The 23224-nt window shown below is 69.0% G+C and carries 25 protein-coding genes; 16 read left to right on the plus strand and 9 right to left on the minus strand.

Annotated features, from left to right (window positions below; genetic code table 11):
• Positions 1 to 50: 50 nt before the first annotated feature.
• From G6N16_RS03560 to G6N16_RS03575, 4 genes are all read left to right on the plus strand, one after another.
• Positions 51 to 932, plus strand: coding sequence for an acyl-CoA thioesterase (locus tag G6N16_RS03560; protein WP_083033197.1), 882 nt, complete (start codon positions 51 to 53; stop codon positions 930 to 932).
• 63 nt (positions 933 to 995) lie between these two features.
• Complete coding sequence (locus tag G6N16_RS03565) at positions 996 to 1451, plus strand: MaoC family dehydratase (protein ID WP_083033214.1); 456 nt, start codon at positions 996 to 998, stop codon at positions 1449 to 1451.
• Between the two features lie 56 nt (positions 1452 to 1507).
• Complete coding sequence (locus G6N16_RS03570) at positions 1508 to 1654, plus strand: DUF1059 domain-containing protein (protein WP_083033199.1); 147 nt, start codon at positions 1508 to 1510, stop codon at positions 1652 to 1654.
• A gap of 50 nt (positions 1655 to 1704) precedes the next feature.
• Positions 1705 to 2001: a hypothetical protein gene (locus tag G6N16_RS03575; protein WP_083033201.1), complete on the plus strand. Its 297-nt coding sequence runs from the start codon at positions 1705 to 1707 to the stop codon at positions 1999 to 2001.
• 18 nt (positions 2002 to 2019) lie between these two features.
• Here the strand turns inward: G6N16_RS03575 and G6N16_RS03580 are convergent, their stop codons facing one another.
• The 3 genes from G6N16_RS03580 to G6N16_RS03590 form a co-directional block, all read right to left on the minus strand.
• Positions 2020 to 3045, minus strand: coding sequence for an alcohol dehydrogenase catalytic domain-containing protein (locus G6N16_RS03580; RefSeq protein ID WP_083033202.1), 1026 nt, complete (start codon positions 3043 to 3045; stop codon positions 2020 to 2022).
• 65 nt (positions 3046 to 3110) lie between these two features.
• Positions 3111 to 5282 (minus strand): glycogen debranching protein GlgX, encoded by a 2172-nt coding sequence (gene glgX, locus G6N16_RS03585; protein WP_083033204.1) that lies wholly within the window; start codon positions 5280 to 5282, stop codon positions 3111 to 3113.
• Positions 5283 to 5314: 32 nt separating this feature from the next.
• Positions 5315 to 5947: a TetR/AcrR family transcriptional regulator gene (locus G6N16_RS03590; RefSeq protein ID WP_083033206.1), complete on the minus strand. Its 633-nt coding sequence runs from the start codon at positions 5945 to 5947 to the stop codon at positions 5315 to 5317.
• A gap of 99 nt (positions 5948 to 6046) precedes the next feature.
• Between G6N16_RS03590 and G6N16_RS03595 the strand changes: the two genes are divergently transcribed.
• Together G6N16_RS03595 and G6N16_RS03600 are read left to right on the plus strand one after the other, a co-directional pair.
• Positions 6047 to 7375, plus strand: coding sequence for a cytochrome P450 (locus G6N16_RS03595; protein ID WP_083033207.1), 1329 nt, complete (start codon positions 6047 to 6049; stop codon positions 7373 to 7375).
• Positions 7376 to 7421: 46 nt separating this feature from the next.
• Positions 7422 to 7874, plus strand: a complete 453-nt coding sequence (locus G6N16_RS03600; protein WP_235674059.1) for a PaaI family thioesterase — start codon at positions 7422 to 7424, stop codon at positions 7872 to 7874.
• 3 nt (positions 7875 to 7877) lie between these two features.
• Here the strand turns inward: G6N16_RS03600 and msrA are convergent, their stop codons facing one another.
• Positions 7878 to 8378: a peptide-methionine (S)-S-oxide reductase MsrA gene (gene msrA, locus G6N16_RS03605; protein WP_264025486.1), complete on the minus strand. Its 501-nt coding sequence runs from the start codon at positions 8376 to 8378 to the stop codon at positions 7878 to 7880.
• Positions 8379 to 8449: 71 nt separating this feature from the next.
• On the opposite strand from msrA, the gene G6N16_RS03610 reads away from it, so the two are divergent.
• A complete protein-coding gene (locus G6N16_RS03610) occupies positions 8450 to 8962 on the plus strand; it encodes a nuclear transport factor 2 family protein (RefSeq protein WP_083033537.1) in 513 nt (170 codons plus the stop codon).
• Positions 8963 to 8966: 4 nt separating this feature from the next.
• Here G6N16_RS03610 and G6N16_RS03615 read toward each other — a convergent pair whose 3' ends face one another.
• Together G6N16_RS03615 and G6N16_RS03620 are read right to left on the minus strand one after the other, a co-directional pair.
• On the minus strand, positions 8967 to 9437 hold the full coding sequence (locus G6N16_RS03615; RefSeq protein WP_083033535.1) for an SRPBCC family protein: 471 nt from the start codon (positions 9435 to 9437) through the stop codon (positions 8967 to 8969).
• 9 nt (positions 9438 to 9446) lie between these two features.
• Positions 9447 to 9842, minus strand: coding sequence for a nuclear transport factor 2 family protein (locus G6N16_RS03620; protein ID WP_083033541.1), 396 nt, complete (start codon positions 9840 to 9842; stop codon positions 9447 to 9449).
• Between the two features lie 76 nt (positions 9843 to 9918).
• On the opposite strand from G6N16_RS03620, the gene G6N16_RS03625 reads away from it, so the two are divergent.
• Positions 9919 to 10359 carry a nitroreductase/quinone reductase family protein gene (locus G6N16_RS03625; RefSeq protein ID WP_083033532.1) on the plus strand — a complete coding sequence of 147 codons (441 nt, stop codon included), beginning with the start codon at positions 9919 to 9921 and terminating at the stop codon, positions 10357 to 10359.
• A gap of 3 nt (positions 10360 to 10362) precedes the next feature.
• On the opposite strand, the gene G6N16_RS03630 is transcribed toward G6N16_RS03625, so the two are convergent.
• Positions 10363 to 10623, minus strand: a complete 261-nt coding sequence (locus G6N16_RS03630) for an HPr family phosphocarrier protein (protein ID WP_083033530.1) — start codon at positions 10621 to 10623, stop codon at positions 10363 to 10365.
• A gap of 9 nt (positions 10624 to 10632) precedes the next feature.
• Between G6N16_RS03630 and G6N16_RS03635 the strand changes: the two genes are divergently transcribed.
• Positions 10633 to 12330 (plus strand): putative PEP-binding protein, encoded by a 1698-nt coding sequence (locus G6N16_RS03635; RefSeq protein ID WP_110810974.1) that lies wholly within the window; start codon positions 10633 to 10635, stop codon positions 12328 to 12330.
• Between the two features lie 52 nt (positions 12331 to 12382).
• Entirely contained in the window at positions 12383 to 13354 is a 972-nt protein-coding gene (locus tag G6N16_RS03640) for a pirin family protein (RefSeq protein ID WP_083033526.1), read from the plus strand.
• On the opposite strand, the gene G6N16_RS03645 is transcribed toward G6N16_RS03640, so the two are convergent.
• Both G6N16_RS03645 and G6N16_RS03650 read right to left on the minus strand, forming a co-directional pair.
• Positions 13347 to 15479, minus strand: coding sequence for an FUSC family protein (locus G6N16_RS03645; protein ID WP_083033525.1), 2133 nt, complete (start codon positions 15477 to 15479; stop codon positions 13347 to 13349). The two genes, G6N16_RS03640 and G6N16_RS03645, sit on opposite strands and share 8 nt — an antisense overlap.
• Before the next feature lie 35 nt (positions 15480 to 15514).
• On the minus strand, positions 15515 to 16123 hold the full coding sequence (locus tag G6N16_RS03650; protein WP_083033523.1) for a TetR/AcrR family transcriptional regulator: 609 nt from the start codon (positions 16121 to 16123) through the stop codon (positions 15515 to 15517).
• 136 nt (positions 16124 to 16259) lie between these two features.
• Between G6N16_RS03650 and G6N16_RS03655 the strand changes: the two genes are divergently transcribed.
• The 6 genes from G6N16_RS03655 (at position 16260) to G6N16_RS03680 (ending at position 23221) form a co-directional block, all read left to right on the plus strand.
• Positions 16260 to 17195 carry an SAM-dependent methyltransferase gene (locus G6N16_RS03655; protein WP_083033521.1) on the plus strand — a complete coding sequence of 312 codons (936 nt, stop codon included), beginning with the start codon at positions 16260 to 16262 and terminating at the stop codon, positions 17193 to 17195.
• A gap of 51 nt (positions 17196 to 17246) precedes the next feature.
• Positions 17247 to 18689 (plus strand): aldehyde dehydrogenase family protein, encoded by a 1443-nt coding sequence (locus G6N16_RS03660; protein ID WP_264026305.1) that lies wholly within the window; start codon positions 17247 to 17249, stop codon positions 18687 to 18689.
• A gap of 25 nt (positions 18690 to 18714) precedes the next feature.
• Positions 18715 to 19578 carry an SDR family oxidoreductase gene (locus tag G6N16_RS03665; protein ID WP_083033517.1) on the plus strand — a complete coding sequence of 288 codons (864 nt, stop codon included), beginning with the start codon at positions 18715 to 18717 and terminating at the stop codon, positions 19576 to 19578.
• A gap of 10 nt (positions 19579 to 19588) precedes the next feature.
• The gene (locus G6N16_RS03670; protein WP_083033514.1) at positions 19589 to 20554 is read left to right on the plus strand and encodes an NADPH:quinone oxidoreductase family protein; all 966 of its coding nucleotides are present in this window, start codon (positions 19589 to 19591) and stop codon (positions 20552 to 20554) included.
• Positions 20555 to 20558: 4 nt separating this feature from the next.
• Entirely contained in the window at positions 20559 to 21041 is a 483-nt protein-coding gene (locus G6N16_RS03675; RefSeq protein ID WP_083033512.1) for a DUF456 domain-containing protein, read from the plus strand.
• Positions 21042 to 21352: 311 nt separating this feature from the next.
• Entirely contained in the window at positions 21353 to 23221 is a 1869-nt protein-coding gene (locus tag G6N16_RS03680; protein WP_163787760.1) for a PE-PPE domain-containing protein, read from the plus strand.
• Positions 23222 to 23224 lie beyond the last annotated feature (3 nt).

The raw sequence follows: 23224 nt of genomic DNA on the forward strand, positions 1-23224 counted from the left end.
GGCGCTCAACCCTATTCACCGAGCCTGTGTGCGGATGGTTGACTGCCCGAATGTCGGATCGTAGAGACCAGCCGGAGGCCCGGACGGAGTTGGTGCGGCTGCTGACGGTCGAACCGGCCGGTTCAAGCGTCGCCGGGCCTCGTGCTCGCGGAACCACACCGCTCGCCGAACCCGGCGGGGAGGAGTTCACCGCAACCGGCTACGGGCCGGCGGACAAGCGGGCGTTCGGTGGGCAGTTCGTCGCCCAGGCGCTGCGCGCCGCCGCGGCGACCGTCACCCCGGAGGCCCGGCCGACCAGTGTGCACGTGCAGTTCCTGCGCGCCGGCACGGCGGGACCGGTGGACTACCGGGTCGAGCGGACCTACGACGGGCGCACCGCGATGACCCGCCGGGTGTCCTCTCGCCAGGGCGGCCGGATCAATACCGTCGCCACCGTCTCCTTCGCGACGGAGTTGCCCGGCCCGGTCCACCCCCGCGTGGGTGACCCGATTCCGGACCCGACGCAGCTGCCGGTCGCCGCACCGCCCGGGCCGGCGCCCGGCGTGCCGCTGCACGACTTCGATCTGCGCTACCGCGAGGATGGCGAAGGAGAGGGCTTCGTCCGTGAATTCCACTGGCGCACCGTGCAACCCCTGTCCGGCGACCCGATCCTGCACTACGCCGTGGCGGCCTATCTCACCGACCTGTACCTGCTGGACACCGCACTCCGAGTGCATGACCACACGGTGACCGACCGACATTTCCGGTACGGCACCACCGACTCCGCCATCTGGTTCCACACCCCGCTGCGGGCCGACGAGTGGAATCTGCTGCGATCGTCCTCGCCGGTGGCAGGCGCGGGCCGGGGACTGGTCACCGCCACCTTGTTCGGTGCCGATGGCCGGCCGGCCGCGACGCTCGTGCAGGAGGGGTTGGTGGCCGCGCGAGAATAGCGTTACCGCAAGATGGGAGAACCGGCCCGGATGAACCGGGCCGCCGACCACCGGAAGGACACCATGCGCACCTTCGCATCGCTCGACGACTTCGCCGCCGCCAAGGGCGAGGTGCTCGGTACCAGCGACTGGTTCACCGTCACCCAGGAGGCCGTCGACCAGTTCGCCGACGCCACCGGCGATCACCAGTGGATTCACGTCGACCCGGTGAAGGCCGCCGCCGGCCCGTACGGCGGCACGATCGCCCACGGCTTCATGACGCTGTCGCTGCTCCCGGTGCTCATGCACCAGATCTACGAGGTCAAGGGCCTCAAGATGGCGCTGAACTACGGCGTCAACAAGGTGCGCTTCCCGTCGCCGGTGAAGGTCGGCAGCAGGGTCCGGGCCACCAGCACCCTGGTTGACGCCGAGGACCTGGGCAACGGGACTCAGCAGATCATCGTCTCGACGGTGATCGAAACCGAGGGCGGCGGCAAACCGGCCTGCGTCGCCGAGTCCGTCCTGCGTTACATGAGTTGAGGAATTCGTCATCACCCCTCTTCCGTCGCGGGGGTGGGGTCGGGTAGACCTGATGCATGAAAACGCATCTGAACTGCCCGTGCGGCGAGTCCATTGTCGGGACCGACGAAGACGACCTGGTGGAGAAGACTCAGCAGCACCTCACGGCGAACCACCCGGGCCACGAGTACAGTCGCGACGAAATACTATTCATTGCCTACTGAGGCCGGTCTGCCCATAGACCACCCCTGATCGAGACGAGGACACCCACCGGATGGACGCTGACGACAACGGTCCGGACCAGACGCTGAACCCGAGCGAGTCGCTGGATTCCGACGAGGTGCGCAACGACGACGGCGACATCGTCGTCGACCCGCCGGAGCGCTGGATTCCGGTGGTGGAAGACCAGAGTCTCGATGAGCGGTTGGCCGCCGAGGTCCCCGATGTGCTGACCGGGGACCCGCAGCCGCCCCGCCCGACCCGCCGCCATCTCGGCCAGATCGACGGCACGCCGGAAGACGGCGACTCGTTCTACACGGTCGTCGACGACAACGAGCCCGAGCTCGCCTGATCGCGGTCAGACGCTCGCTCAGACGCTGAGGATGACCTTCAGGCAGTCCGCGTCACGGGCGGCCACCGCGGCGTAACCCGCCGCGGCGTTGTCCAGCGGCATGGTGTGGGTGAAGATCCCACTGGTGTCCAGGCGTCCGCTCTGGATCAGCGGGATCAGCTCCGGCCAGGTCTGCTGCACCGGTGCGGTGGTCATCCGCAGTGTGATGCTGCGGATCAGGCTCATGGTGGCCGGGAACGGGAACGGGTTCAGGTCGTGCACGCCGACCACTGATACCGTGCCTCCCGCCCGCACCAGGCCCAGTGCATCGGTCAGCGTGGTGTCGTTGCCGACGGCGTCGATCACCGCCGCGGCACCGCGCCCGCCGGTGGCGTCCAGCACCGCCTGCAGAGCGGGCGGTTCCAGCGGAATCGCTCCGGCCAACGCGGCCCGGTCACGGCGGCCGGCGACCGGGTCCACGGCAAAGACCGTCCCCGCGCCCTGAACGATCGCACTGCGCACCGCGCACAGACCCACCGCGCCCGACCCGAGTACGACGACGGTGCCGCCCAGGGGGAAATCGGCCCGCCGGGCCGCGGCCCAGCCGGTGGCCAGGTTGTCGGTCAGCAGCAGTGCTTCCTCGGTGTCGATCCCGTCGGGAATCCGGCACAGTTGGAAGTCGGCGGCCGGTACCGCCAGCAGCTCGGACTGGGCCCCGCCGAGCATTCCGGAACCGAAGATCTGCGGTCCCGATACACAGGTGATCGGGTCCGCGGTGGCGCACCCGACGCAATGCCCGCACCCGGCCACCGAACTCACCAGCACCAGGTCACCGACGGTGACGTGACGCACGTCCGGCCCCACCTCGACGACCGTGCCGATCGCCTCGTGGCCCAGGGCCACCGGCTCCAGTAGCGGGTAGTCGCCCTCGTAGAAATGCAGGTCCGAACCGCAGATGGCGGTGGCGGTGACGGCGACGATCGCGCCGTCCGGGCCGGGCAGAACCGGGTCGGGCCGGTGGTCGATGCGGATCTGTCCGGGGGCGTCGATCACCACACTGCGCATGCGGCCCTCATTTCGTGTCGTTCAATTCGTGCCATTGCGCCCGCACCGGGCGGAATGTGAACAGGTTACCGAAAGTGTTCACCGACGCCCGGCGATTTCTCCGGTGCGGATAGGTCCGCCTGCAACACCAACAGAGCTCGCGCTTGCACGGTGACCTCGGCGCCGGCAGGCACCGGCTCGGCCCTGGCGGGGTCGTCGGCCGCGGTGTCGATGACCGGAAGCCAGTGCTCGCCGAAGTCCGGTGGCGGCAGCCGGAACGAAATCGGCTCGTGATGGGCGTTGAAGCACAGCAGGAAAGAATCGTCGGTGACCCGGTGGCCGCGAGGGTCGAGCCCGGGGATGCCGTTGCCGTTGAGGTAGACGGCGACGGATTTCCCGAACCCGGAATCCCAGTCCTCGTCGGTCATCTCCGACCCGTCCGGGCGGAACCAGGAGATGTCGGGCAGGCCGGTGAAATCGCGGCTGCGCACCGGGCGGCCGGTGAAGAACCGGCGGCGGCGGAACACCGGGTGCGCCGATCGCAGCGCGGAAACCTGGCGCAGGAATTCGGTCAGCGCGGTGTCCGCGTCGGCCCAGTCCACCCAGGTGATCGGGTTGTCCTGGCAGTAGCCGTTGTTGTTGCCGTCCTGGGTGCGGCCGAGTTCGTCGCCGTGCGACAGCATCGGAACACCTTGGGACAGCAGCAGGGTCGTCAGGAAATTGCGCTGTTGCCGGGCCCGCAGCGTGTTGACCTCGGCGTCGTCGGTCGGGCCTTCGGCCCCGCAGTTCCAGGACCGGTTGTGGCTCTCGCCGTCGTTGTTGTCCTCGCCGTTGTCGGCGTTGTGCTTATCGTTGTAGGACACCAGGTCTCGCAGCGTGAACCCGTCGTGGGCGGTGACGAAGTTGATCGAGGCGACCGGTCGCCGGCTGGTCTTCTCGTACAGGTCCGGTGAACCGGTGATCCGGTAGGCGAACTCACCGAGGGTGGCGTCCTCGCCGCGCCAGAAGTCGCGCACGGTGTCGCGGTATTTGCCGTTCCACTCGGTCCATTGCGGCGGGAAGTTGCCGACCTGGTAGCCGCCGGGGCCGACGTCCCACGGCTCGGCGATCAGCTTGACCTGACTTACCGTCGGATCCTGTTGCACGAGTTCGAAAAACGCACTCAGCCGATCCACGTCGTAGAACTCCCGGGCCAGGGTGGCGGCCAGGTCGAAGCGGAACCCGTCGACGTGCATCTCGGTCACCCAGTACCGCAGGGAGTCCATGATCAACTGCAACGAGTGGGGATTTCCGACGTTGAGGCTGTTGCCGGTGCCGGTGTAGTCGCGGTAGTAGCGCTTGTCGTCGTCCATCAACCGGTAGTAGGCCGGATTGTCGATGCCGCGCATCGACACCGTGGGACCGAGATGGTTGCCCTCGGCGGTGTGGTTGTAGACCACGTCCAGGATCACTTCGATGCCGGCCTCGTGCAGGGCCCGCACCATCATCTTGAATTCCTGCACCTGGGCGCCGGGTGTGTCGGAGCTGGAGTATTTGGCGTCGGGCGCGAAGAACCCGATCGTGTTGTACCCCCAGTAGTTTGACAGTCCGCGCTCGATCAGGGTGGCGTCGTTGGCGAAGTGATGAACCGGCATCAGCTCGAGCGCGGTCACCCCCAGGGAATTGAGGTGGTCGATGATCGCCGGGTGCGCGATCCCGGCGTAGGTTCCGCGCAGCTGCTCGGGGATGTCGGGGTGGGTCTCGGTCAGCCCTTTGACATGTGCCTCGTAGATCACCGAATCCGCGTAGTCGCGCTGCGGGGGCCGGTCAACGCCCCAGTCGAAATACGGGTTGATGACCACCGACTTGGGCATGCTAGCCGCCGAGTCGTCGTCGTTGCGGCTGTCCGGGTCGCCGAAGTTGTAGCCGAACAGCGACTGGTCCCAGGCGAAGCGGCCGTCGATGGCCTTCGAGTACGGGTCCAGCAGCAGCTTGTTGGGATTGCACCGCGTACCGGAGGTGGGGTCGTTGGGACCGTGGACGCGGTAGCCGTAGCGCTGGCCGGAGGCGACGCGGGGCAGAAAGCCGTGCCAGACAAAGCCGTCGACCTCGGGCAGGGTGACCCGGGTCTCGTTGCCGTCCTCGTCGAACAGGCACAGCTCCACCGACTCGGCGATCTCGCTAAACAGCGCGAAGTTGGTACCGGAGCCGTCGTAGGTGGCGCCCAGCGGATAGGCCTTACCGGGCCAGATCTCGATGCCGTCCGGTGCGCTGTCCATGCTGTTCGCTCCTCGTCGCCTCGTCTGCAAACCTAGTCGGTGCCCGCGGGGGCGCCTACCAGCCCCAGGCAGGCCGACACCGCGGCATGCGTGATATCGCGGATCCGGCCGCCGTCCTCCATGGTTTGCGCAGTGAGCTCGCGCAGGCCGCCGAGCAGGATGATCACTGTCTCCCGTGACACCGGCGGGATGCCGGCGCGGGCGAATCCCGGGCTGGCCGTGATCTCCAGCAGCAGTGTGGTGAACCGTTCCATGCCTCGGCGCTGGATCGGGCGCGCCGCGTCGCCGAGGGCGGGGAACTCCCGGATCCAGGCCAAGGTGATGGCCGGGCGGGCCTCGATCGCCGCGAGGTAGGACTCCACCGCGGCGTCGATCTGGTCGAGGTAGTCGGCCTGCGGGTCGACGGCCGCGCGGATGGCGGCGATCATCGCGACGTTATCGGCGTCGAGCAGGTCCCGCAGGCAGTCGTCCTTGCTGGCGAAATGGGCGTAGAAGGTGCGCTTGGAGGTTTTGGCGTGCCGGACGATGTCGGCGACCGTGGTGTCGCGGTAGCCGCGCTCGGCGATCGACGCGGTCAGCCCGTCGAACAACCGCGCGGGGAAACCGAGTTCTGCCGCACCGGGATCGGTGAGCGTGGCGGACGGGCTGTTGGTGGGCTGTGGCATCCCGGCCTCACCTCCTTGCCAATGCTGGTACCTGCCGGTACCGTAAGCGTGAACAGCTGGTACTGCACGGTACCAGCAGGCGTTCGCGGAGGTGCCGCCATGACCGAGATTGCCGTTGAGCCCGTCGACGCCCAGCGGCAGCCGGAGGTCAAACTCCCGCCGTCGCCGCGCCGGGCGCCGAAGGTCGTCCAGGGGCTGGCGTTCGTCATGCTGCGCCGCCGGGTCATCAACCGGCTGAGCAAGCGCTACGGCGGCGCGTTCGCCATCGACGCTCCGCTGTTCGGGAAGATGGTGGTGGTCACCGACCCCGCACTGGCCCGACAGGTCTTCGCCGCCAGCCCGGACGATCTGGGCAACGTCCAGCCCAACCTGAGCCGAATGTTCGGCCCGGGTTCGATTTTCGCGCTCGACGGCACCGAACACCGCAGCCGCCGCAAGCTGCTGACCCCGCCGTTCCACGGTAGGGCCATGCACCGCTATGAGGAGATCGTCGAGGAAGAAACCGAGCGGGAGATCGCGAACTGGCGTGACGGGGAGGAATTCCCGACGCTGGAACCGATGATGCGCATCACCCTCAATGTGATCCTGCGGGCCATCTTCGGAGCCGACGGCGCCGAGCTGGCGGCGCTGCGGGAGAAGATCCCGGCCTGGGTCACACTGGGCTCGCGGCTGGTCGTTTTACCCGCTCCCAAGCGGACATTCGGGCCGTGGAAGCGGTTGAGGCAATACCGCGAGGAGTACGACGCCGTCGTCGAGACGCTCATCGAGCAGGCGCTGGCCGACGAGAAGCTCGACGAGCGCACCGACATCCTGTCACTGCTGCTGCGCAGCCGCTACGACGACGGTACCGCCATGACGCAAAGCGAAATCGCCGACGAACTGCTGACCCTGTTGGCCGCCGGTCACGAAACCACCGCATCGACCCTGGCCTGGGCGTTTGAGCGGATCCGCCGACATCCCGAGGTGTTGGACCGGTTGGCCGCCGAGGCCGACACCGACGACGCCGAATTCCGGCAGGCCGTCATCCACGAGGTGCAGCGCAATCGCACGGTCATCGACTTCGCCAGCCGGCACGTCTACGCACCGGTGTTCGCACTCGGCGAGTGGCGGATACCGCGCGGATTGTCGGTATCGGTGGCCATTGCTCAAATGCACTGGAATGAGGCAGAATTCCCGGATCCACAGCAGTTCGACCCGGAGCGTTTCCTGGGCCAGCGAGCCGCGGCGTCCGGTTGGATCCCGTTCGGCGGCGGTACTCGTCGCTGCGTCGGTGCGGCGTTCGCGAACATGGAGATGCACGTCGTTCTGCGTACCGTGCTGTGCCGGTTCCGCATCGAGACGACGGATGGGCCCGGCGAGAAGGCGCACAACCGCGGGGTGGCATTCGTGCCGCGTAACGGCGGGCGGATCACCGTGCACCGCCGGTGACGGTGATGATCGCGAAAACCGCTCCCGTCGTGGCAGCATGTCCGGCATGACCGAATCGCTCGTCGACGCCATGAACGCCGCACTGTCCACCACCATCCCGATCGCCGGGAAGATGGGTGTGCGGGTGGTCGACGCCGGTCGCGGCTACGCAGTCACCTCGGTGCCCGCCGAGGGCAATGGGAATCACTTCGGGGTGATCTACGCCGGCGTGCAGTTCACCGTGGCCGAGGTGCTCGGCGGGATCATCGCGCTGTCGACCTTCGACACCGGCAAGTACTTCCCGCTGGTCAAGAACCTCGATATCAGCTACCGCGCGATGGCCACCACCGACCTGCGCGCCGAAGCGCGCGTCGATGACGAGACCATCGCCCGGATCGAGACCGAGGCCGCCGAGCACGGTAAGTCCGACTTCACCCTGGAGGCGACCGTCACCGACGCCAACGGCACCGTGGTGGCCACCAGCACCGGTCTCTACCAGCTGCGCGCGTTCGGCAAGTAAGCGTCAGGACCGCTGCGGCAGCCGCCAGCCCGGCCGCGGGAAGTGGCAGGTGTAGCCGTTGGGGATGCGCATCAGATAATCCTGGTGTTCCGGCTCGGCGTCCCAGAACGTCTGTGCTGATACGACTTCGGTAACCACCGGGCCCGGCCACAGCCCGGAGTCGTCGACGTCGGCGATGGTTTCCTCGGCAACCCGGCGCTGGTCCTCGTCGAGATAGAAGATCGCCGAGCGGTAGCTGGTCCCGATGTCGTTGCCCTGCCGGTTGCGCGTGCTGGGGTCGTGGATCTGGAAGAAGAACTCCAGCAACCTCCGGTAGTCGGTTGCCTCCGGGTCGAAGACGATCTCGACGGCCTCGGCGTGCCCCGGATGATTCCGGTAGGTCGGATGGTCGTTCTCGCCGCCGGTGTAGCCCACCCGGGTGGCCAGCACGCCGGGCTGTTTGCGGATCAGGTCCTGCATGCCCCAGAAGCAGCCACCGGCCAGGATCGCGGTTTGAGTACTCACCGCTTGGCCAACGTCGCGCGCCGGGGGAAGATTCCCGGGACATTCTGCCTAGAACATGTTCTAGTTGAGGGGTGAGCAGCACTACCGGACCATTCAGCCGCGCCGAACTCCAGGACGCGTTCGCCCGTTTCGAGAAGACCGTCGATGAGGCCGCCAAGGCCCACGACTGGGACCTGTGGGTGGCGCACTACACCGCCGACGTCGATTACATCGAACACGCCGCCGGCACTATGAAGGGCCGCGACGAGGTCCGCACCTGGATCCGGCGCACCATGGGCACCTTCCCCGGCAGCTACATGACGGCTTTCCCGTCGCTGTGGTCGGTGATCGACGAAACCCGCGGCCGCATCATCTGCGAGCTGGACAATCCGATGCGCGATCCCGGCGACGGCACCATCATCAGCGCCACCAACATCTCGATCATCGACTACGCCGGCGACGGCCTGTGGCGCCGGCAGGAAGACGTCTACAACCCGCTGGAGTTCCTGGCCGCCGCGAAGAACTGGTGCCGTAAGGCCGCCCGGCTCGGCACCCTCGATGACGAGGCCGCTGCCTGGTACGAGAAGTTCGGCGGAGCGAAATAGGGGGTCAGGGGTTCTCGGCGCGAGCCTTGAGCCGGGCCAGGGTGGTCTCGATGTGCTGCCGGTTGACCGTGTCGCGGTCGGAAACCCCGGTCAGCAACCCGGCCAGCGGGCTGAACCAGCCCGGCCGGCGGTCCCAGGTGCTCTCGGTCAGCCGGGAACCGGCCTCGGTCGCCTCCAGCTGGTAGCTCCAGTGCGCGATCGGGATGCCCATCGCCCGCACGTCGAAGCTGAACTCCCGGCCCGGGACGGCTCGGGTGACGGTGCAGTTGGTCGACCAGGTCTTGGTGCCGTTGCGGTTGCGACCGGTGAACACCGCGCCGGGCTCGGCGGAATCGCCCTTCTTCCACACCATTTCGGTGGTTTCCTCGGCCAGCGCGGCCAGTGTCGGAAGGTCGGTGACCAGCGCGTAGACGGTCTGCGGATCGGCCGCGATGTCGACGGAGGCGGTCGCGTTGGGCGCGGATTGCGGTGTCATGCCCGCAGCCTATGCCGACGGACCGAATACCTCGAGGGCCAGGTTGGTGTCCCCGTACACCCGCAGCGCGGTGATCAGCCCGTCGTGGGTGTCGAAGAGGAACACCAGCGGGATCTCGTAGTGTCGCCCGTCGGCGGTGATGCCCTCGGCCTGCGCCTCGATCACCGTGTTCTCGGCGTCGTTGAGACAGCGGATCAGGTGGAACTCGACGCTGTTGTGCTGCCGGAAGCCCTCCAGAAGGGTGCGGAACGCCGCCGCGTCACAGGTTCGCCCGGCGGTGTTGGTCCAGTAGGTGAAATCGTCGCTGACCAGGGAGAACGCCTCGTCCAGGTCGCCGTCGGCGCTGATGGTCTGCACGAACAGCCAGCCCAGCTCGGCCTGCGGGTCGTCGAACGGCGTGGTCACGACGACCATCCTCGCCGTTGGCCGCGCCGGTCGTCAACGAGACGGGACCGGCCGCGTCGTCGGTAGCATCGAGAAGATGAGCAGTACACCCGGAAGCATCAGGCGTGGCAATCCGTTGGAGACCGGGCACCGGCTGCTGTTGAAACTGACCGGCGGGCGCTTCCCGCGCACGGTGATGGGCATGCTTGCCGTCGAACTGCACACCGTCGGCCGGAAATCCGGACGCCCGTTCGCGAACATGCTGACCAGCCCGGTGCACGACGACAACCGCATCGTGCTGGTGGCCTCCAAGGGCGGCGACCCGAAAGATCCCGACTGGTACCGCAATGCCATCGCCAATCCGGATGTCACCCTCACCGTCAACGGCGTGGACCGGCTGATGACGGCCCGTACCGCGACCCCCGCCGAGCGCGCGGAGCTGTGGCCGCAGGTGGTCAAGGCGTACCGCGGCTATGCCGGGTACCAGGAGAAGACTGACCGGGAGATCCCGCTGCTGATCTGCGAGCCGCGGGCCTGAGGCCTATCCGGCGTCGAGATCACCGGCGATGAGCCCGGCGATGCGCTCCAGAAGGGCGGGGTCCTGGCAGCAGACGGTGACCTCGGTGCCCTTGGCGGCGCCCAGGGTCATCAGCATCAGCGCCGATCCGGCGTCGACGGGTGCACCCCCGGCGCACGACACCGTCACCTCGGCGCCGGAGGTGGTGACGGCGTCGGCGATGATCGCCGCGGGACGTGCGTGCAGGCCGACGGCGGACCCCACGGCGACAGTTTTGGAGGGCATCAAGGCATCATGCCTGGCATGACGTCACCGAGAACGCACGGCCCGCTGTGGGGCGTGCCCGTCGTTCCGGGTGTGCGTTACGCCCCGGTGATCCGGCCGGAAGCCGCACCGCCGCCCGTGCCCGCCGCGTCGACCCCGGCGGACCCGGACGCCGAGGCCACCCGGTTCGAGGCGGCTGTCGGCGTCGTCGCGGAGCGGTTGCGTGGGCGCGCCGCGCGGGCCACCGGCCCCGCCGCCGAACTGCTTGCCGTCACCGCGGCACTGGCCACCGATAAGGCCTGGCTGGCGGCGGCGCGCACCCGGATCGCCGGCGGCGCCCCAGCCGAGTGGGCGACCGCCGAGGCCATCGCGGGGTTCGCCGAGATCTTCGCCGGCCTGGGCGGGTTGATGGCCGAACGGGTCACCGACCTGAACGACATCCGCGACCGGGTGACCGCGGAACTCGTCGGTTGGCCGGAACCCGGTGTGACACCGCCTGATTCGCCGTCGATCCTGTGCGCCGACGACCTCTCCCCGGCGGATGCGGCCCTACTGGATCCAGCGCTGGTGGTCGGTTTGGCCACCACACTCGGCGGCCCGACCAGCCACACGGCGATCATCGCCCGTCAGCTCGGTATCCCCTGTGTGGTCGCCGTCGCCGGACTCGGCGGGGTCGCCGCGGGCACCATGGTGTTGATCGACGGCACCCGCGGCACCGTCCTCATCGAACCGGATCCGGCGGCGGCCGCCGCCGAGATCGCGCGTGCGGAGTCCGAAGCCGCGGCCCTGGCGTACTGGTCGGGACCCGGTGTCACCGCCGACGATCACCGTGTCGAACTGCTGGCCAATGTCGCCGACGGCGCCGCTGCACGCGCCGCGACCGCCACACCGGCCGAGGGGGTCGGGCTGCTGCGCACCGAGCTGTGTTTCCTGCACGCCGGAGCCGAGCCGACGGTCGAGGAGCAGGCCGGCGCCTACGCCGAGGTGCTGCGGGCCTTTCCCGGGGGCAAGGTCGTCATCCGCACGTTCGACGCGGGTTCGGACAAGCCGCTGGCGTTCGTCGGCGCGACGGGCTCCGATGAGGCCAACCCGGCACTCGGCGTCCGCGGCTACCGGGTGTCCGCCGCCGATCGGGGGCTGCTGGAACGCCAGCTGACCGCGATCGCCCGCGCGGCCGAACAGTCCGGTGCGGCGCCGTGGGTGATGGCGCCGATGATCGCCACCCCCGCCGAAGCGGCCGAGTTCGCCGAGCAGGCCCGCGCGCACGGACTGAGCCCGGGCGTGATGATCGAGGTCCCGGCCGCCGCCCTGCTGGCCGACCGCATCCTCGCTCACGTCGACTTCCTCTCGGTGGGCACCAACGACCTGGCCCAGTACACGATGGCCGCCGATCGGATGTCGGCGGAACTCGCGGCGCTGACCGACCCGTGGCAGCCGGCGGTGCTGGCCCTGGTGGCGATGGTGGCTCGGGCCGGCCGCGACGCCGGAAAGCCGGTCGGTGCTTGCGGTGAGGCCGCCGCCGATCCGCTGCTGGCCTGCGTGCTGACCGGGATGGAGCTGACGTCGCTGTCGTCCGCGCCGGCCGCGGTGCGGGCGGTCGGGGCCCGGCTGGCGACGGTGTCCCTGGCGCAGTGCCGGGACGCGGCGGAGGCCGCGCTGGCGAGTTCGAGTGCGGCCGAGGCCCGCGCTGCGGCTGCCGCGGTGCTGGAGCAGGGCATCCGGGAATAAACGGACCGCAGTCCGGTTTATCTGGGTATCCCATTCACGAGGAGGTACCGAAATGCCCGCCGTCACCGCAGACACCATCACACTGCCCCGGATCGGCCCAGCCACCGCCGCCGACGCCGAACGCCCGGTCCGGTCCATCACCACCGGTCCGCGCGGCCACGAGGGGGAGGGGTTTCCCGTCGTCCGGGCGTTCGCCCGGGCCAACGCCGCAGACCTCGACCCGTTCATCCACATGGACCAGATGGGCGAAGTCGACTACCAGCCCGGCGAACCGCGCGGCACCGATTGGCATCCGCACCGCGGCTTCGAAACGGTCACCTACATGATCGACGGCCGCTTCGCCCACCAGGATTCCCACGGTGGCGGCGGCCTCATCGGCGACGGCGATACCCAGTGGATGACCGCCGGAGCGGGCATCCTGCACATCGAAACGCCGCCGGCCGAACTCGTCGTCAGCGGTGGACTGTTCCACGGCATCCAACTGTGGGTGAACCTGCCCCGCGCCGACAAGTTCACCGCACCGCGCTACCAATCCATCGAGGGCGGTCGGGTCACGCTGCTGGCGTCGGCCGACGGCGGTGCGCTGGTGCGCATCATCGCCGGAGAGATCGATGGCCACCGCGGCCCGGGAGTGACGCACACGCCGATCACCTTGGCGCACGCCACGATTGCACCGGGAGCCCAGCTCGGTCTGCCGTGGAACCGGGCGTTCAACGCGCTGGTGTACGTGCTGTCCGGTCGGGGCAGCGTCGGGCCGGCGGGGCACCCGATCGAGCAGGGCCAGCTCGCGGTGCTCGGCCGCGGTGACCGGATCACCGTTGCCGCCGCGGCCGGCCAGGATTCGAATCGCCCGGCGATGGAGGTACTGCTGTTGGGCGGCAAGCCGATTCGCGAACCCGTCGCGCACCTGGGCCCGTTCGTGATGAACACCCGGGCCGAGGTGGCCACCGCCATGGCGGACTACCAGGCAGGACGGTTCGGCACCATCCCGCCGGATGCGTTGCGGCCCTACCGAATCAGCTGAGCGAATACAGCTCGGTCAGTTCGCCCAGGTTAGCGGCGACGGTGATCAAGGGCAGGGCATCGGAGACGGGATCGGCGACGCTGGGCGCCTCCGACCGCAGCGTGGGCACCAGCTCGTCGAGCAACTGCCGCTGTACCGGGGGCCCGTCGTGCCCGCGCATCTGTGCACACAACTGCTCGGCCTCCGCGCCCAGGATCGCCCGGGTTCGCGGGTACGCCCCGGCGCTGGGCGGTTCCGGGACGTCGGCGATCAGATCCGCGGCCGCCCGCAGCTTGGCGACGCGGTTGATCTCCCGGACGACCGGCGTCGGACGTTCCGGGCGGCCACCGCCCTCGGACAGGAACTGACGCGCACTGTCGTCGACGATGCGGGCCGCCGCCAGAGCCCGCCCGCCCAGTTCGGCGACCGTCGGGTCCGACGCCGACCGGTCGGCCGAGTCGGTGGTGATCCGGTCGACGGCGGCGTTCAGGTAGTCGAGGCTGGCCGACACCTCGGCGTCGAGTGCCCGGTGCAGCGCGTTGCCGGACCCGCGGGGCCACAGCAGCAGCGACACGGTCGCCGCGACCAGTCCGCCGACCAGGATGTTCTCGATGCGCAGCAGCCCGACCTGCCAACCCGACGGCTGAATCAGGTTGAACACGATCAGCACCTGCATGGTGAACGCGGCCTGCCCGGCGGTGAACGACCACAGCTTCGGCACGAACGCCGCCAGGAACGAGGCGATCGGCAGCAAGAGCCACAGCACCGCGGGATTCACGCCGATCAGTGCGATCAGCGCGGCTCCGAGGGCGAAGCCGAGGGTGGTGCCGACGATGGCGCGGACCACGTTCGTACCGGTCGACAGCGCGGTGTTGCGCAGCACCGACATGGCGGCCAACACCACCCAGAAGCCATGTTCCACGGGAAACAATTGGGTAACGGCCACCGCGAGCGCCAGCCCCAGACCGGTGCGCAGGCTGTTGCGGACCGCCACCGAGCGGGCGGCCAGATGACCCGACGGGATCCGGGTGACGGCCTGGGTCTCCGACTGCACCCGGACCGCGGCCTGGGTCGGTGGGAGACCGCGACCCAGGACGCGCGCCAGCAGCGGACGGGCATCGGCGGCCGCCGCTCCGGCGATGAGCCGGCCGACGACCGCGACTTGGGCGTTGACGGTTCGGCGATCCAGCAGCTGCCGGCCCACCTGCGCGGCCTCGTCGTCGTCGCCGGCGCGCAGCATCTGCTCGATGTCCGTGCGGTAGCCGCTGAAGGCCACGGTCCGCATGTCCTCGATCGCCGCGGTCAACTCGGCGCGTTGCCGATCACGGTCGCCGGGATCGCCGCCGCGCAACAGTTGCGCCGAGGCTCGCAGCACCCGCACCGCGGGTGCGGCGTCCGGGCCGAGGCCGGCCGCGGTGTCGTCGTCGACCCGGTCGCACAGCCAGCCCAGATCGTCGACGACGCGCACCAGCGCCCGGCTGCCGGCGGTCAGGCCGACGGGCCGGTACTCGCTGTCGACGTAGTGGGCGAACAATCCGTTCATCGCGTTGTTGACCGCGCGGGCGCTGCCCTGGCCGGCCAGTCGGTCGGCCAGCGCCGAGGCGACCTGACCGCAGCGGCGGCGCAGTTCGTCGTGGTGCCGCGGTGGGAACACCCACACCGCGGCCGGGATGCACACCGCGGCCGCGATGAGCCAGCCGCCCAGCCGGTCGCCGACGGGTCCCGGCGGCGTGCACGCGGGAAAGACGAAGGGGACCAGGATCGCCCGTTTCGCCGCGGCCGCCGACGAGGACAGCACCCCGGAGAAGGTTGCCGTCGCACCGACGGCGAACGTGGTGGCCACCGCCGCCCACGGGTATGGGGCCACCAGCGTGCCGAGCACGATCAGCGCGGCGCCGGAGAGCGTCAACCCGGCATAGGACACCGCGCGGCGGGCCGGCGTGCCGGGGAAGTCGACCATGATGAGCATCGCGGTGGCCCCGAAGATGGCGAACAGCGGGCCCTGCCCGTGGCCGAGGGAGAAGCCGAGTGCGGCCGATGCCGGGACACCCAGACCGGCACGGGCCGCCCGGCGCAGCCCGTCGAAGCCCGGGTCGCGCGCGGCCAATGCGGACCGGAACCCGCGGAACGCGCTAGGCGCATGCATGACACTGCAGGGTAGTGCCGGTGCGGGCGTTCGGCTCAGCCGTCGTCGCCGGGTTCGTCGGAGGCGATGGTGGCCGCCGCCCCGTCGGGGGTGAAGCCGTCGCCCCACCAATCGGTGTTCAGGCTGTCGGTCAACCGCCGGAACATCCAGCCCAGGTCATCGGGATTGTGCGGCAGGGTGGACTGCTCGTACCCGGTCAGCAGGAACACCGCGCATTCGGCGAAGATCTTCGCCTGCCGCTCGTCGCCGGTGATCTCGCGGACCGACGAGACGATGATGTCGAAACGCTGGAAGTCGACCTCGACCTGGGCGGCCCGCACATCGGGATCCATCGAGGCCCAGGTCCGGATCGCCGCGTCGGCGTCCCAGGACAGGTTCAGCCCGATGTGCATCAGCCGTTCCAGCCGCTTGTGCGGGTCGGTGATGGAGCGCAGGACCGCCACGCGCTCCCGGGTGGTGCCCAGCCAGTACTCGATCAGCGCCCGGGTGTAGTGCCCCCAACTGGGAAAATAATGGTAGAACGAGCCGGTCGTCACGCCGAGGCGGTTGCACACCACCGCCAGTTTGAGGCCGCCGTAGCCGACATCGGCGAGCACTTCGAGACCGATCTCGAAGTACGCCTCGCGGGACACCACACTCGCCATGACATCGCACCATATGTCGCGTGATGGCACTGTGGGGAGTCAGGGCTGGGAAATGCCCGAGACTTCTTTGCAGTCGAGAACAGTTGCGGTGGATAGCATCGGGAAACAGCCCGCTACGTTCTGGAGGATCCGACCGATGAGTGCACTTCGCAGTGACGACGACAGTTGGGACATCGCCACCAGCGTCGGCTCGACCGCGGTCATGGTCGCCGCTGCGCGCGCGGCCGAGACCGCGAGCGCCGATCCGCTCATCGAGGACCCGTATGCCGCGCTGCTGGTCGACGGCGCGGGCCACGGGTTGTGGTCCGAGGCGCTGCTGTCCGACGACAATCTGGTCCGACTCGCCGACATCGACGAGGAGCTGGCCGGGGTGGCTCGGCATATGCGCAACTACCAGGCGGTCCGCACCCACTTCTTCGACGCGTTCTTCACCGCAGCCGCCGCCGACGGGATCACCCAGGTGGTGATTCTCGCGTCAGGACTCGACTCCCGGGCCTACCGGCTGGACTGGCCGGCCGGCACCCGGATCTTCGAAATCGACCAGCCCAAGGTCCTGGAGTACAAGGCCGCGGTGCTGGACCGGCACGGCGTGCGTCCGGCCGCCGAGCTGACTCCGGTGCCGATCGACCTGCGGGCCGACTGGCCGGCCGCCCTGCGGGCCGCCGGGTTCGACCCGGAACTGCGTTCGGCGTGGCTGGCCGAGGGGCTGTTGATGTACCTGCCGTCGGAGGCCCAGGACCGGTTGTTCGAGAACATCGGAGAACTCTGCGCCCCGGGCAGCCGGGTGGCCGCCGAGACCGCGGTGAACCGCAGCGAGGAGCGGCGCGCCGAACTGCGGGAGCGGCTGGAACGGGCGACGGCGATCCTGGGACTGGAACCCGGCATCGACGTCGGCGAACTCATCTATCACGACCCGCAGCGCACCGAACTGGTCGGCTGGCTGGGCGATCACGGCTGGCGGGCGACCGGGGTCCGGGCGAACCGGGAGATGGCCCGCCTCGGCCGCGGGGTCGCCGGCCCCGACGCCGACGACGAGTCGTTTTCCTTTCTGGTGACCGCCCAGCGGCGCTGATCCCGTCATCGCCACCACCGGTCGACGACGGCCTGCCTACGATGGAGGCCACTGGCTGTCGCCGGAACTTCCGCAGGGCCGAAGGAGAACACCATGACCGCCCAGATGACCAACACCACCGCCGTCGGGCCGGATATCCCCGGGCTGGTGGCCGCGTTGCGGGCCACCTTCGCCACCGGGCGGACCCGCCCGGTGGAATGGCGCCGCGCCCAGCTGCGCGCGCTAGAGAAGCTGATGACCGAGAACGAGACCCGGATCGCCGAGGCGCTGAACACCGATCTCGGACGAAAGCCGTTCGAGGCCTGGCTGGCCGACATCGCGACCACCGCGGCGGAGGCCCGCGACGCCGCCAAGAACGTCGGGAAGTGGTCCAAGCGCCGCTACCGGTTGCTGGAGAAGTCGCAGCTGCCCGGCCGCGGCTGGGTCGAGTACGAGCCCTACGGCCTGGTGCTGATCATCGGGGCGTGGAACTTCCCGTTCGCCCTGACGCTGGGACCGCTGGTGGGTGCGCTGGCCGCCGGGAACGCCGTCGTGCTCAAGCCGTCCGAGCTGGCCCCGGCCTCCTCGGCGCTGATGGCCGAACTGATTCCCAAGTACCTGGACCGCTCGGCCGTCGCCGTGGTGGAGGGCGACGGCACGGTCAGCCAGGAATTGATCGCACAGGGCTTCGACAAGCTCTGCTTCACCGGTGGCACCGAGATCGGCCGCCGGGTGTACGAGGCCGCCGCGCCGCACCTGACCCCGGTCACCCTGGAGCTCGGTGGCAAGAGCCCGGTGATCGTGGCGGCCGACGCCGATGTCGAGGTGGCCGCCAAGCGGATCGCCTGGACCAAGCTGATCAACTCCGGGCAGATCTGCATCGCGCCGGACTACGTGCTGGTCGACCGGTCGGTGCGGGATCAGCTGGTCGGCGAGATCGCCAAGGCGATCGAGCATTTCCGCTCCCAGGACACCGGTGGCATGCGGATCGTCAACCAGCGGCACTTCGACCGGCTGGCCGGTGCGCTGTCGGTGACCCGCGGCACCGTCGCCCTCGGCGGCGGCACCGACGCCGCCGCCATGACCATCGAACCGACCGTCGTCGTCGACCCCGATCCGGCCGAGCCGTTGATGACCGACGAGATCTTCGGACCCATCCTGCCGGTGGTGACGGTCGACGACGTCGACGCGGCGATCGAGTTCGTCAACGCGCGGCCCAAGCCGCTGGCGGCGTACCTGTTCACCAAGACCAAGGCCGTCCGGGAGAAGGTGATCACCCGGGTGCCCGCCGGCGGCATGCTGGTCAACCACCTGATCTTCCACTTCGCGACCGCCAAGCTGCCGTTCGGCGGCGTCGGGCCGTCGGGCACCGGCGCGTATCACGGGCGCTACGGCTTCGAGGAGTTCAGCCACCGCAAGACGGTGATGACCAAGCCGACCCGACCCGATCTCGCGGCGATGATCTACCCCCCGTATACAGAGAAGGCATGGAAGTTGGCGCGCCGGCTGTTCTGACGGCGCGGAATCAGAGAGGAAGTTCATGCCCGGAGTTGCAGATCGCGTCGTCATCGTTACCGGAGCCGGTGGGGGACTGGGCCGCGAATACGCCCTGACACTGGCGCGCGAGGGCGCCTGCGTGGTGGTCAACGACCTCGGCGGCGCCCGTGACGGCAGCGGTGCCGGCCACAACATGGCCGACGAGGTGGTCTCCGAGATCACCGCGGCCGGCGGGCGGGCCGTCGCCAACTACGACAGCGTCGCCGAGGCTGCGGGTGCGACCAACATCATCAAGACCGCTATCGACGCGTTCGGCGCCGTGCACGGTGTGGTGAGCAACGCCGGCATCCTGCGCGACGGCACCTTCCACAAGATGAGCGACGAGAACTGGGACGCCGTGCTCAAGGTGCACCTCTACGGCGGCTACAACGTCATCCGCGCGGCGTGGCCGCACTTCCGGGAGCAGAGCTTCGGCCGGATCGTGGTGGCCACCTCGACCAGCGGGCTGTTCGGCAACTTCGGCCAGGCCAACTACGGCGCCGCCAAGCTGGGTCTGGTCGGTCTGATCAACACCCTCGCCCAGGAAGGCGCCAAGTACAACATCAAGGCCAACGCGATCGCCCCGATCGCGGCGACCCGGATGACCGAGGACATCCTGCCGCCCGAGGTCCTGAAGAACCTCACCCCCGAGTACGTCGCCCCGGTGGTGGGCTACCTGTGCACCGAGGAGGTGCCGGACTCGGCGTCGGTGTTCATCGTCGGCGGCGGCAAGGTGCAGCGCACCGCGCTGTTCCAGAACGAGGGCGTCACGTTCACCTCCCCGCCGTCGGTTTCCGACATCGCGGCCCGCTGGTCGGAGATCGACGATCTGTCCGCGGCCAAGCAGGCAACCTTCAGCCTGCAGTGAGCAGCTGCGAATGAAAGCCTGTGTTGTACAGGAACTCTCGGGGCCGTCGGGCGTGTCCTACCAGGACGTGCCCGACCCCGTCCCCGCTGCGGACCAACTGCTGATCGAGGTCCGCGCCGCCGGGGTGTGCTTCCCCGACCTGCTGTTGACCAAGGGGGAGTACCAGCTGAAGCTGGAACCGCCGTTCGTTCCGGGCCTGGAGGTCGCGGGCGTAGTGGCCGCGGCTCCGGCGGATTCGGGATACGTGGCCGGCGAGCGGGTGTACGCGGCCTCGATGATCGGCGGCTACGCCGACCTCGTCGCCGTACCGATTTCCTCTGTGCACCGCACACCCGCTGAACTCGATGACGCGCAAGCGGTTTCGTTGTTGGTGAACTATCACACCATGTATTTCGCCTACTGGCGCCGGGCCGGCCTGCAGCCCGGCGAGACGGTGCTGGTCCTCGGCTCGGCCGGAGGGGTCGGCAGTGCGGCGATCCAGGTGGCCAAGGCCATGGGCGCCAGGGTGATCGCCGCCGTGCACCGCAGTGCGGCAACGGAATTCGTCTCCTCGCTGGGGCCCGACGAAGTGATTCCACTGACCGACGGCTGGGCGCAGCAGGTGCGTGATCTCACCGACGGGCGCGGTGTCGATCTGGTGGTGGATCCGATCGGCGGCCCGGCGTTCGACGACGCCCTGCGGGTGCTGGCACTCGACGGCCGGCTGTTGGTGATCGGCTTTGCCGCCGGGGGCATCCCGACGGTCAAGGTCAACCGGCTGTTGCTGCGCAACATCGGTGTCCTTGGTGTCGGCTGGGGCGAATACGTCCGACGGGATCCGGGCACTGGAACCGCGGTCACCGCGGGGCTGCACGAACTGGTCGCCGCCGGACTGCGTCCCCCGGCACCGCAGCGCTATCCGCTCTCCCGGGCGGCCGAGGCGCTGGCCGCCCTGGGTGACGGTGCGGTGTTCGGGAAGCTGGTGTTGGAACCCTGAGCCGATGAGCACGCTCGGGGTGCTGATCGTCGGCCTGGTCATCGCCCTTGGCCTGGTCGGCATCGTGGTACCACTGCTGCCCGGCGGGCTGCTGGTGTTCGCGGCGATCGCAGTCTGGGGCGTGATCGAGGGCGGTCCCTGGGGCTGGGGAACCGTGGGGGCGGCCGCGGCGCTGTACCTGGCCACGGTGGTGGTCAAGTATCTGTGGCCGGCCCGGCAGATGCGCGCCGCCGAGGTGCCCGGCTGGGTGCTGGTGCTCGGCGCGGTCGGCGGCGTCGTGGGGTTCTTCGTCATCCCGGTACTGGGGCTGCCGATCGGATTTCTGCTCGGGGTGTTCGCCGCCGAGCTGGTGCTGCGCCGCGATCTGCGTCGGGCCGCGGTGTCCACCTGGTTCGCGGTGAAGGCCGTGCTGTTGTCGGTGGGGGTTGAGTTCACCGGCGCGCTGTTGTCCGCGCTGGTGTGGTTGGTGGCGGTGTTAGCCGGCTGAACCGGGTGACGCGGGTCCTGGCTTTCCTTTGATGAGTGCGGCCGGCGGTTCCTCTGTGGCGCCGGTGGGCAGCGGCAGCTGCGCATATTGCGTTTCACGCGCCTCAGGAGTCACTTCAGGATCGCCGGAGCGCGGGATCGCCAAAAAAGTGCGGTGAATTTGCTGCGCGCCAGCCTGCGGAATCCTACAGTCCGTAGCAACGACGCCAGGCGAGCGTGCGCCCCCTGCCGTCGCATCAGGATCCACCCGGATGCCACGGCCCACCGCGTCCGGGACGGATGGGTGTTCGGCGGGCCAGGGGGCTCGGGCTCATGGGGTCGGTTCTTCGGATACTCGGTGGGGTGGCGCTGGCGTTCGCCGGAGCGCTGGCTGCGGCCTGGTCGGTGATCGTCGCGGCGGTCGTGCCGGCGGCCACGGTGACCGGGTTGGTCATGGGCGGTACGGGTACGCCGCTGATGAATGTGGGGCCGATCGCCACGCCGGACGCGGCTACCGCGGGCTATCTGGATTGGACGAAAACCAAGTACATCCTGCCTTCGCTACGGACCGGCGATATGTACAGCACGGACCGTTCGGGATCGGTCGCCGTGTACACGCCGGAGGAGTTCTGGCCGCTGCCGAACCAGCAGTTGACGTTCAACGAGTCGGTCAAGTACGGCCTGACGAACTTGACGACCTGCGCCGGGCGTCAGGCGGGATGCGTGTACAACGCGTCAGCGGTCGCCAACGGTGCTACGCCTTTCGCGAACGGTCCCGTGGGCGATGACCGCTATCTGGTGTTCGGCTACTCGCAGAGCGCCCGTATCGCGACGAATCTCAAGCAGTCCCTGGTGGCCAACTACAACTTGAATGGGTGGGACGGCGTGCCGGCCATGGACTTCGTTTTGATCGGCAATCCGAACCGGCCCAACGGCGGGATCCTGGAGCGGTTCAACGGCCTGTCCATCCCGTTCGTCGGCATCAATTTCGACGGTGCAACCCCGACGGACAGCAAACAGGACGGCGACGGCACCTATCGCTTCGCTACCACCGACTTCTCCGGCCAGTACGACGGCTACTCGGACTTCCCGATGTACCCGCTGAACCTGCTGGCCGACCTCAACGCACTCGCCGGCATCGCCACCGTGCACGGCAGCTACTTCGCGTTCAATACGACGAAGAACGACGGCACGCTCGACCCGAACGCGCTGATCAACCAGGACACGTATGGCGACTCCCAGTACTACATGATCCCCACCGCGCGGCTGCCGATCCTGGCCATCGTGGAGAACGTCATCCCGGACCCGGTCAAGGGCTGGGTCGATCCGGTGTTCACTCTGCTGGATGCGCCGCTGCGGGCGGTGATCGAGACCGGCTACGACCGCGGCATCTCGCCCGGATCTCCGGAACCCATGCGGCTGATCCGGCTGAAGCCGATCACCGACCTGCTGACCATCGGGTACGCGGTCGGCGTCGGCATCGACAACGCCGCGTCCCAGATTGCCAACAACCCCGGCTTCCGGCCGCTGGGCACCGTCAAGCCCGCGGCAAACAGCTACGGCGTCACCGAGATCAGTCTGTCCAGCCTCTTCGGTGGATCCTCGCCGAACCAGCCGGTCGCGCCCGCCACCGCGCGGATAGCCCTCAACAGCAACGACAACAAGCCCGACCTCCCGGACGGCGAGGGCCCCAAGGAGGGAGACCCCGAGGGCGGGGCCAAGATCGACCTAGCCCAGGTTGCCGGCAGCGGGCCCACCCGCACCAACCCCCGACGTTCCTTCGAGGCGAACTTCGCCGGACGGAATCCGTTCCGCAGCAACCCGATCAGCGCGACGGCGGCAACCGGGCAGGAGCTCGACAAGACGGACACCGGCGGGCCGACTCCGCCTGCGTCGGAGCCGGATACGACCGTGGCCCCACCGACGGGTAAGCGGATCTGGCAACACCGGATGAAGCCAGAAGCCGCCACCGCGACCGCCTCTGGGCCGACGGCGGAAGCGCCGGATAAGACCCGCGAAGACCGGCGACCGGTACGTCCTGCCCCGCCGCCGGACAAAACGGAAACCCGTGCGGTGCAGCAGGACAACACCAACCCGGCGCCGGGGCAACGCCAATCGCGGCACGATCGACACGCCGACGGCAACGATGCGGCCAAATCGCCCCACCAGGCCAGCCGTCACCACGTCGGCAAGGCGGCCTGAATT

It is taken from the genome of Mycolicibacterium insubricum (assembly GCF_010731615.1).
Taxonomy (GTDB): Bacteria; Actinomycetota; Actinomycetes; order Mycobacteriales; family Mycobacteriaceae; genus Mycobacterium; species Mycobacterium insubricum.